At 62.6% G+C, this 9791-nt stretch carries 7 protein-coding genes, 1 tRNA gene and 1 pseudogene; all 9 read right to left on the reverse strand.

The window, feature by feature from the left end; genetic code table 11:
• Positions 1-287 precede the first annotated feature (287 nt).
• Positions 288-977, reverse strand: a complete 690-nt coding sequence (rplA, locus tag B1526_RS05265; protein ID WP_095615036.1) for a 50S ribosomal protein L1 — start codon at positions 975-977, stop codon at positions 288-290.
• A gap of 22 nt (positions 978-999) precedes the next feature.
• Positions 1000-1431, reverse strand: a complete 432-nt coding sequence (rplK, locus tag B1526_RS05270) for a 50S ribosomal protein L11 (protein WP_095615037.1) — start codon at positions 1429-1431, stop codon at positions 1000-1002.
• A 326-nt stretch (positions 1432-1757) separates the two neighbouring features.
• Positions 1758-2684 (reverse strand): transcription termination/antitermination protein NusG, encoded by a 927-nt coding sequence (gene nusG / locus B1526_RS05275; protein WP_095615038.1) that lies wholly within the window; start codon positions 2682-2684, stop codon positions 1758-1760.
• A 123-nt stretch (positions 2685-2807) separates the two neighbouring features.
• Entirely contained in the window at positions 2808-3038 is a 231-nt protein-coding gene (gene secE / locus B1526_RS05280; RefSeq protein ID WP_095615039.1) for a preprotein translocase subunit SecE, read from the reverse strand.
• 49 nt (positions 3039-3087) lie between these two features.
• Positions 3088-3160, reverse strand: a tRNA-Trp gene (locus tag B1526_RS05285).
• Positions 3161-3858: 698 nt separating this feature from the next.
• Positions 3859-5076 carry a pyridoxal phosphate-dependent aminotransferase gene (locus B1526_RS05290; protein ID WP_095615040.1) on the reverse strand — a complete coding sequence of 406 codons (1218 nt, stop codon included), beginning with the start codon at positions 5074-5076 and terminating at the stop codon, positions 3859-3861.
• A gap of 594 nt (positions 5077-5670) precedes the next feature.
• Positions 5671-6816 (reverse strand): glutamate 5-kinase, encoded by a 1146-nt coding sequence (proB, locus tag B1526_RS05295; RefSeq protein WP_095615047.1) that lies wholly within the window; start codon positions 6814-6816, stop codon positions 5671-5673.
• Positions 6817-7283: 467 nt separating this feature from the next.
• A pseudogene (gene obgE / locus B1526_RS05300) lies at positions 7284-8960 on the reverse strand (GTPase ObgE); the annotation flags it as partial.
• A 142-nt stretch (positions 8961-9102) separates the two neighbouring features.
• On the reverse strand, positions 9103-9791 hold a 689-nt coding region (locus B1526_RS05305), incomplete at its 5' end, for an RNA-guided endonuclease InsQ/TnpB family protein (protein WP_133088472.1).

Below are 9791 nucleotides of genomic sequence, written 5' to 3' on the forward strand. Positions count from 1 at the left end.
CGTTCCGTCCGATCCCGCACACCCCACCGACCAAACCACCCACAAACACGCCAGCTTCCGCCCCGAACAGCAGATCCGACCAACCAACCCACCCGTTCCGTCCGATTCCGCACACCCCACTGACCGAACCACCCACAAACACGCCAGTTTCCGTCCCGATCCGCAGACCCGACCTACCAACCCACCCGCACACCCGCTCCACATACCCGCACACAAAAAATCCCCGCTGAGGAATACTCAGCGGGGACTTTGCGCCGTTCAGCGACGCCGACCAGATCAGATCAACATCAGATCGAAGCCGGATCGACCGGGATACCCGGTTCCATCGTCGCGGTGATCGTCGCCTTCGTGATGTAGCGGCCCTTGACCGTGGACGGCTTGAGACGCTTGACTTCGTCGGCGATCGCGCGGAAGTTCTCATCGAGGGCTTCAGCGGTGAACGAAAGCTTGCCGATGAGGAAGCTCAGGTTGCCGTTCTTGTCGACGCGGAAGTCGACCTTGCCGCCCTTGATGTCCTTGACGGCCTTCGTGACGTCCATCGTCACGGTGCCGGTCTTCGGGTTCGGCATGAGACCACGCGGACCGAGCACGCGGCCGAGGCGGCCGACCTTGCCCATCATGTCCGGGGTCGCGACGACGGAGTCGAAATCGAGGAAGCCGTTGGCGACCTGCTCGACGAGATCGTCGTCACCAACGATGTCGGCGCCGGCTTCGAGGGCCTCGGTGGCCTTCGGACCACGGGCGAACACGAGCACCTTCGCGGTCTTGCCGGTGCCGTTCGGCAGGTTGACGGAGCCGCGGACGAGCTGGTCGGCCTTGCGCGGGTCCACGTTGAGGCGGAGGACAGCTTCGACGGTCTGGTCGAAGTTGTACGACGGCATGCTCTTGAGCAGCGCAATCGCCTCTTCCGGCGTGTACAGGTTGTTGCGATCGATGCGCTCGGCCGCTTCGCGATACTTCTTGGAGTGCTTAGCCATGATGAATCCCTATCCTCTCAGCTCAGTCCGTCACCGTGATGCCCATCGAGCGCGCGGTGCCCTCGATGATCTTCATTGCGGCGTCGATGTCACGAGCGGAAAGGTCAGCCATCTTCGTTTCGGCGATTTCGCGGACCTGATCCTTCGTGACCGAACCGACCTTCGTCGTGAGCGGGTTGTCGGTGCCCTTCTGGATGCCCGCAGCCTTCTTGAGCAGCGCGGCCGCCGGCGGGGTCTTGAGGATGAAGTCGAACGAACGATCCTCATAAACGGTGATCTCGACAGGGATGATCTGGCCCATCTTGTCCTGCGTCTGCGCGTTGTACGCCTTGCAGAAGTCCATGATGTTCACGCCGTGCGAACCCAGCGCCGGGCCGAGCGGCGGGGCCGGATTGGCCTTGCCAGCCTCAATCTGGAGCTTGATAAGCGCCGAGACTTTCTTCTTGGGAGCCATAAGTTGGTTCTTCTTTCTGTGAAGCGGTGAAAACGGCGTGTTTCCACGCCTTCCGCAACGTTGTCTTGCTGTGCTGTGGCAGCGGGAGCGCCAATGCACACCCTCCAGTCACAACTTTTCCATTATGCCACGTATTCCCGACTTTTCTAGGTCGACACCAAGGTCGACAACATGGTCGACGTAGCAGTGGTCGAAGCGACAATCGACACACAACATTCGACATACGCGAAACGCGCACGTCATACGTTCCTACATACGCGAAACGCGCGCGGAAGTCGTGCAGACATCCGCGCGCGTTTCGCAGACAGTTGATTCGTCGATTCGCGTCACGCGAGCTTTTCGACCTGGTCGAAACCGAGTTCGACCGGTGTGTCGCGTCCGAAGATCGACACGAGCACGGTGAGCTTCTGCGTCGACGGTTCCACTTCGGAAACGACTGCGGACATTGTCGCGAACGGTCCGTCGGTCACGGTGACCTGATCGCCCACGGCGTACGAGACTTCGAGGACGCGCTTCTTCGCGGCCGCCGGCTTGTCACCCGCGTCCTTGAGCGCCTGCGATGCGATCATCGGCGCCATCATCTGCACGACTTCCTTGCGGCTCAGCGGCGCCGGCTCACGCGTCGGTCCGACGAAACCGGTCACGCCTTCGGTTTCGCGCACAATGCGGCGCGCGTCCTCGTCCGGCCACATGCGGATGAGCACATATCCCGGCACGCGCACGCGCGTGACGACTTTCTTGCCCTTCTCCGTATGCTTCTCGACTTCCTCCATCGGCACTTCGACCTGGAAAATCGTATCCTCAAGTCCGAAGCTCGCGACGCGCGATTCGATGTTGCTCTTGACGCGCTTCTCGTATCCCGAATACGTGTGCAGCACGTACCACTTTCCGTCGAGCGTACGCAGGCTCTTCGAGAATTCCTTGACCGCCTTCGTTCCGGCGTCTTCTTCCTCTTCTTCCGCCTGCGCTTCCGCTCCGTCATTGTTGGCGTCCGCGTCCGCCGTACCGTTCGACTTTGCGTCCGAGTGGGCGTCCGCTTCCTCGTCGATGCCCTCTTCGATGCTCACGGTTGCAGCTTCGTTTTCGTCTCCGGCCGACGCATCGTCCGCCGCATCGACGGAGTCGTACGCGATCCCTTCCGCAATGTCCTCGCTCGGCGACGCGGCGGCGACGGCGTTGATCTCTTCCGTCTGCGACTGATCCTGACCCTGATCAGTCAGGTTGAGGTCATCGAGATTCACTTCGTCACTCATGCATGTTCACCTTTTGTGCTGGGGGTTGATTTCTACGATTGAATGTACCAGAAAATGAGTATAGCTGGGGTTCCCCCCCAGCTATACTGTCAACGTTTGCGTGCGTTTTCCGCTCTGGCCGAATCAGCCGAAGATGAGGAACGCGAGCTTGCCAAGTCCGGTGTCCATGAGCGTGACGAGGACCATGAGCAGCACGACGAAGATGAACGACGCGAGCGACCAGTAGAACAGCTGCTTGCGCGTCGGCGTCACGACCTTGCGCAGTTCATCGATGATCTGCTTGATGAACAGGCCGATGCGCATGAACACATTCGGCTTCACTACGACTTCGCCATGATCCGTCGTCTTGGCCATGTTCCCTCCTAAATAAAAGGCATACGATGAACTTACTCGTTGTTCTTTGCAGGGAAGGCGGGACTCGAACCCACAACCTACGGTTTTGGAGACCGTTGCGCTACCAATTGCGCCACTTCCCTAGGTAGATCCTGCGCTGCCGTTTCCGGCTTCGCAAAACCGCCAAGTTGAAATAGTAACGTATCGGTCCGACGATGTCCAATCCCGTGTGTTTCCTTCACAATCCGCCCACACGTGGCGCGCGTGTGCGCGTGGCGTGGACGGTGGGTAGTGTGCGTGTGTGCGTGTGGCGCGTGTGGTGTGCGGTGGGCAGTGTGTGGTGTGCGGCACATTCCGCAGACCGCTGCACATACCACCCCCTCCGTCCCATTCCGCAGACCCCGCCTACCAAACCACTCACAAACACCCCGATTTCCGTCCCACTCCGCAGACGCCGCCAACCAAACCACCCACTCCGTCCCATTCCGCAGACCCCGCCAACCAAACCACCCACCAACGCCCCCATTTCCGTCCCATTCCGCAGACGCGCACTACCATCCCACCCTTTCCGTCCCGACTAGCAGACCACACCAACCAAACCACCCACCGACACCCCCATTTCCGTCCCATTCCGCAGACCCCGCCTACCAAACCACCCACACTACGCCAACCCATCCGCACTCCGGTACACTCAGTCACCCGTCAGCGTACCGCGCTGCGGATGCATATCCCAACCAACCACCGCACCCCAACACACACCACATCCCCCACCAAAAGCGGCGGCCGCGCATTCCGCACAACCGCCGCCTACAGCGCACACAGCGCACCCGCGCGCGTCATCTTACGCGCGCTTCGCTTCCGCCCATTCCTTGAAGCGGCGCATGCCTTCGACGATCTGATCGTCGGCAACCGCGTACGAGAACCGCATGTATCCGGGCGCACCGAACGCCTCTCCGGGGACGGCGGCGACGTGCGCTTCGTCGAGGAGCGCGGCGGCGAGGTCGGAGGAGGTCTCGAATTCGAGTCCGTTCGGTCCGACAGGTCGGTTGAGCAGTCCGCGAACGTCGGCGAACGCGTAGAACGCGCCCTTCGGCGTCGGGCAATGCACACCTTCGATATCGTTGAGAGCGGACACGATGATGCCGCGCCGCGTGTCGAATGCCGCCCGCATCTCCGCGACCGCGTCGAGCGGACCGGAGACCGCCGCGAGCGCCGCACGCTGCGCGATGTTGTTGACGTTCGACGTCATGTGTCCCTGGAGTTTCGCCGCCGCTTTCGCCACGGGCTCAGGCGCGACCATCCAGCCGACACGCCATCCCGGCATTGCATACGTTTTCGCCACGCCGTTGAGCACGATCAGCTGGTCGCGTACTTCGGGCACAGCCGCTCCGACGTACGTCGTTTTCACGCCGTCGTAGGTGAGATGTTCGTAGATTTCGTCACTCACGACCCAGATACCGTGCTCGATCGCCCACTGTCCGATTGCGCGGATCGTCTGTTCGCTCCACACGGCGCCCGTCGGATTGTTCGGCGATGTGATGATGATCGCCTTCGTGCGGTCGGTGCGCGCCGCTTCGAGGTCGGCGATGTTCGGCTCGAAGCTGACGTCTGCACCCGCGAACACTTCGACCGGTTTGCCGCCCGCGAGCTTGACCGCCTCGGGGTAGCTCGTCCAATACGGCGTCGGGATGATGACTTCGTCGTCATCGTTGAGCAGCAGCTGGAACGTTTCGTACACCGCCTGCTTGCCGCCGTTCGTCACGACGACCTGCTCCGGCTTGACCTCATACCCGCTGTCGCGCAACGTCTTGTCCGCGATCGCCGCGCGCAGCTCCGGAAGACCGGCCGTCTGCGTGTACTTGTAGTTCTTCGGTTCGATGACCGCTTCGGCCGCGACATCGACGATTGCCTTCGGCGTCGCGAAGTTCGGTTCACCCGCGCCGAAACCGATGACATCGACGCCCTGCGCCTTCATCGCCTTCGCCTTGGAGTCCACTGCGAGCGTAGCGCTCGGCGCGACACGGTTGATTCGTTCGGAGAGAGAAAGGGAGTTGCTCATGTCTTCCATGCTATCCCCCAACGTTGTCATCGCACCCTCACTTCTCCTCCCCCATTCACGATGTGGACTCCGTTCCCAACCACCACCCGCAGCCGCCCACTGAGGCACCGCCGCCGACTACGTCCGTTTGTACGTAGTAGACGGCTGTACTTTGCGGCACCGCCGCCGACTACGTCCGTTTGTACGTAGTAGACGGCCGTACTTTGCGGCAGTGCCGCCGACTACGTCCACATGCACACCGTAAACGGCCGTACTTTGCGGCACCACCGCCGACAACAGCCATATCGACACCGCAAACGGCTGTCCACCGCGGCAGTGCCGCCGACTACGTCCACCCACACACCGCAGACGGCCGCACTTTGCGGCACCGCCGCCGAGAACAGCCATATCGACACCGCAAACGGCTGTCCACCGCGGCACCGCCGCCGACTACGTCCACCCACACACCGCAGACGGCCGCACTTCGCGGCAGTGCCGCCGACAACAGCCATATCGACACCGCAAACGGCTGTACTTCGCGGCACCGCCGCCGACTACGTCCACCCACACGCTGCAGACGGCTGCACTCTGCGGCAGTGCCGCACACGACAGCGACTACACGAGCACGAGGTTGTCGCGGTGCACGAGGGGATGTGCGTATTCGTCTCCGAGCAGACGCCGCAGCTGCGCCGTCGTGCGCCCAAGCATGTCCGGGACTTCCTCCGAATCGTACGCGACGAGGCCGCGCGCAAGATGGTTGCCATCCTCATCGTCGATCCACACCGCATCTCCCGCAGCGAAATCACCGCGCGTTTCGAGTACGCCCGCAGCGAGCAGACTCGCCCGCCCCGCGCGCACGGCCGCCGCCGCACCGGCGTCCGCGATGAGTGTGCCCTGCGGATGCGACGCGAACTTGATCCACAGGCGCTTCGCCGTGCCGCGTTGTTTGACGGGAGCGAACGCCGTGCCGACGTTGTCTCCCATCAGGGCCGGACCCGCGTTCGACGCGCACGTCATGACCGCCGGTATTCCGGAGACGGCCGCCATCCGCGCCGCTTCGAGTTTCGTGACCATGCCGCCCGTGCCGACGCCCGATCCGGTTCCGCCGACGCGGATTTCGTCAATCATCGCCGTCACGTTCGGTACGAACGAAATCTTGCGCGAACCAGCTTCCTTCGGTGGCGCCGTGTAGAGCGCATCGACGTCGGTGAGGAGCACGAGCGCATCCGCGCGCACCATGTTCGCGATGAGCGCGCTCAGGCGATCGTTGTCACCAAAACGGATTTCGTTGCTCGCGAGCGCGTCGTTTTCATTGACGATTGGTACGACGCCGAGGTCGAGCATCGTTGCCATCGTTCGCCGCGCGTTGCGGTACTGCTGCGGCTGCATCGTGTCGTCGGCGGTGATGAGCAGCTGTCCGACGCGCACGCCGTACCGTCCGAACGCCGTTTCGTATTGCGCCATGAGCAGACCTTGACCGACCGATGCGCACGCCTGCTGCGTCGCGACGTCGGTCGGACGCGACGCGAATCCGAGCGGTCCGAATCCCGCCGCGATCGCTCCCGACGAAACCAGTACAACGTTCGCTCCGGCGAGTCGTACATTCGCCAACGCGCCGGCCAATGCTTCGAGTTTGTCCACGTCGAGGTGCCCGGATGGTTGCGTGAGCGAACTCGATCCGACCTTCACGACGATTGTCTTCGCCGCCGCGACCGCGCGCCGCGTATCCTCGTCCGTCCACGCGCCGACGACCGACGTCACTTCACGCACACGAGCAGCGTTCACCGTCCGCACATCCGCCGCCGATTCCACGACGTCCGCAACGTCCGGCACACCGTCCGCTCCGCGCACATCCGCACTGTCCGCATCATGCACATCCGCATCGGCCGACACCGATTCCGCAACGTCCGCAACCGCGTCGCCGCGCGCATCCGCAGCATCCGCGGCTACTTCGTGCACGTCGACGCTGTCCGCGGCGACACCCGCACCATCCGCGCCGATACCATCATTCCGTCGTTCTTCCTCAAGCTGATGTTCAGCTCGGGGCTGATCTTCGTGTTCCGTCACGCTTCGTCTCCCCGCGAACCTTCAGCATCATCGATATCGTCATTCAATGCACTACGCAATGCGTCACTATTTCCAGACGACCGACGCGTTTTTTTCACCGCGCCGTCCGCAAACGCACCCTCGGCACCAAAGTCCGCAAACGCACCGTCCGCATCCGCAGCATCCTCATACTCCTCCGGTTCACCACGACCGAACAACGACGTCTCGTCGTGCCGATCGTCATCAATCGACGGATCCGCCCAATGCCCCGCTTCGCGCTCGGCTTGCATCGCGGCGCGCACGGCGGCGCGTGCGTCCATCATCTCGTGGTACTGACGGCGGCGTTCCGCGTTCGTACGCCTGTGCGAGCGCGCGTCTTCCTCTTCGAGACGAAGATCGTGTCCGCGTGAGCCAAGTTGTGCGCCGTCGAGCATTTCCGCACCCGCCGCGATCGTCGGATCCCAATCGAACGCGACCGCACGCGCGCCACGCCCGATGCGCACTTCATCCCCGGGCTTAGCTCCGTTCTTCCTGAGCGCATCCTCGACGCCGAGTTTCGCGAGTCGGTCCGCGAGGTATCCGACGGCTTCGTCATTGTCGAAGTTCGTCTGCATGACCCAACGTTCCGGTTTCGTTCCGCTCACGGTGTACCAATAGTTGCCGTTGCCGTCCTGTTCGCGTTCGATCGTGAACTCCTGGACGCCCGCGTTGCGCGCATTGCGGCGCTTCGCCCCCTTGTCTTCCAACGGTTTGATGACGACGCGCGCTTCCTCCGCGCTCGCTTCGCGCGCGGCGATGTCCTTGCGCATCTCGGTGACAAGGTTCGCGAGCGCGAAGTTGAGTTCTTTGAGTCCTTCGTGCGACGCCGTCGATACGATGTAGACGGGCAGATCCATTTTCTCGAACTCAGGTTTGACGAATTCCGCGAGTTCCTTCGCCTCGGGCATATCCACTTTGTTGAGGATGATGACGCGCGGTCGTTCCGGGATCGGAATCGCTCCGAGAGGAAGTTCGAGTTCGTCCGCGTATTCCGCGAGTTCCTTTTCGAGCGCGCGGTAGTCGGCTACCGGGTCGCGGTTCGGTTCGAGCGTCGCGCAATCGATGACGTGCGCGATGATTTCGGTGCGTTCGATGTGGCGCAGGAACTGCAGTCCGAGGCCTTTGCCTTGCGACGCGCCCGGGATGAGTCCGGGAACGTCGGCGATCGTGTACCGCATGTCGCCCGCCTGTACGACGCCGAGGTTCGGTACGAGCGTAGTGAACGGATAGTCGGCGATTTTCGGTTTCGCCGCCGACATGGCCGCGATGAGCGACGATTTTCCTGCCGACGGGAAGCCTACGAGTGCGACGTCGGCGATTGATTTGAGCTCAAGGATGACGTCGCGTTCCTCTCCAAGCTCACCGAGGAGTGCGAATCCCGGCGCGCGTCGTGTCTTGTTCGCGAGCGCCGCGTTGCCGAGTCCGCCCGCGCCACCGGCCGCGGCGACGAATTCGTCGCCCGCGTGCCGCAGATCCGCGAGGACCTCACCTGGGCGTTTCGGCTGCCCTTCCGCTCCGCGCGCGGTGAACACAACGGTTCCAACGGGCACCGGCAGACGCAGGTCCTCTCCCTGCGAACCATCTTTCGTATCGCCGAGCCCCATCGTGCCGTTCCCGGCTGTGCGATGCGGCATGAACCGATAATCCAGCAGCGAATTCGCGTTCGGATCGGCGACGAAAATGACCGATCCACCACGTCCGCCGTTGCCGCCGTTCGGCCCCGCCAACGGCTTGTATTTCTCCCTGCGAATACCGGCCGATCCATTGCCGCCGTCTCCGCCCTTCACGTGCACTGTCACTCGATCTACAAAGTCACTCATAACCGTCCATTCTATCCAAACGCCTCTATCCAGCTGCCGATCTCGCTGTCCACAATCCCCGTCCCGATCGGCCCCGCCACCGCTCCCGACGGCAGTCCGCGCGTAACTTCACCGTTGTAGATGACTTTGTTTTAGCTTGTCGCTAGAGCGAAGTCATCTGCATGGCCTCGTTGCCAAGGCCAGCTCCAAGCCTCACGCGACTCTCGCCGCCGCTTGGTTCGCGTTTCGCCGGATGCCGCATTGTCCCGCCTTTGGGGTGGGCCTGTCTTACGCTTCCTCCACGCGCGTTTAACGTCTCCGGGGCACTCCCGGCGACTTGGATGTTGATGGCCGCGTTCACATCACGGTCGATGACAAGCCTGCACTCCTCGCAATGGTAGACGCGTTCGGACAGGGGCAGCTTGGCTTTCACCGTCCCGCAGTTCGAGCACGTCTTCGAGCTTGGATACCAGCGGTCGATGACGTGAAGCCTCGCGCCGGTGCGTGCGGTCTTGTAGGTCAGTAGGCGTCGGAACTCCGCGAACGCGGCGTCCTGAATCGATTGGGCGAGCCTGTGGTTTCCCACCATGCCCGCCACGTTCAAGTCCTCGATGCTGATGTCCGCGTAGGTGCGGGCGAGCATGGTGGTGGTCTTGTCGAGCGCGTCCGAACGCAGGTTCGCCACCCGTGCGTATAGTCGGGCGACCTGCGCTCTCGCCTTGCGGCGGCGGTTGGAGCCTTTCCGTTTGCGGCTCAGACTCCGTTGGGCTCTCTTCAACCGTCCGAGGTTCGATTTGAGTGCGTGCGGGTTGTGTATCACGGTGCCGTCCGACAATGTGGCGAGCTCCTTCA

This window comes from Bifidobacterium criceti, assembly GCF_002286935.1.
Taxonomy (GTDB): Bacteria; Actinomycetota; Actinomycetes; order Actinomycetales; family Bifidobacteriaceae; genus Bifidobacterium; species Bifidobacterium criceti.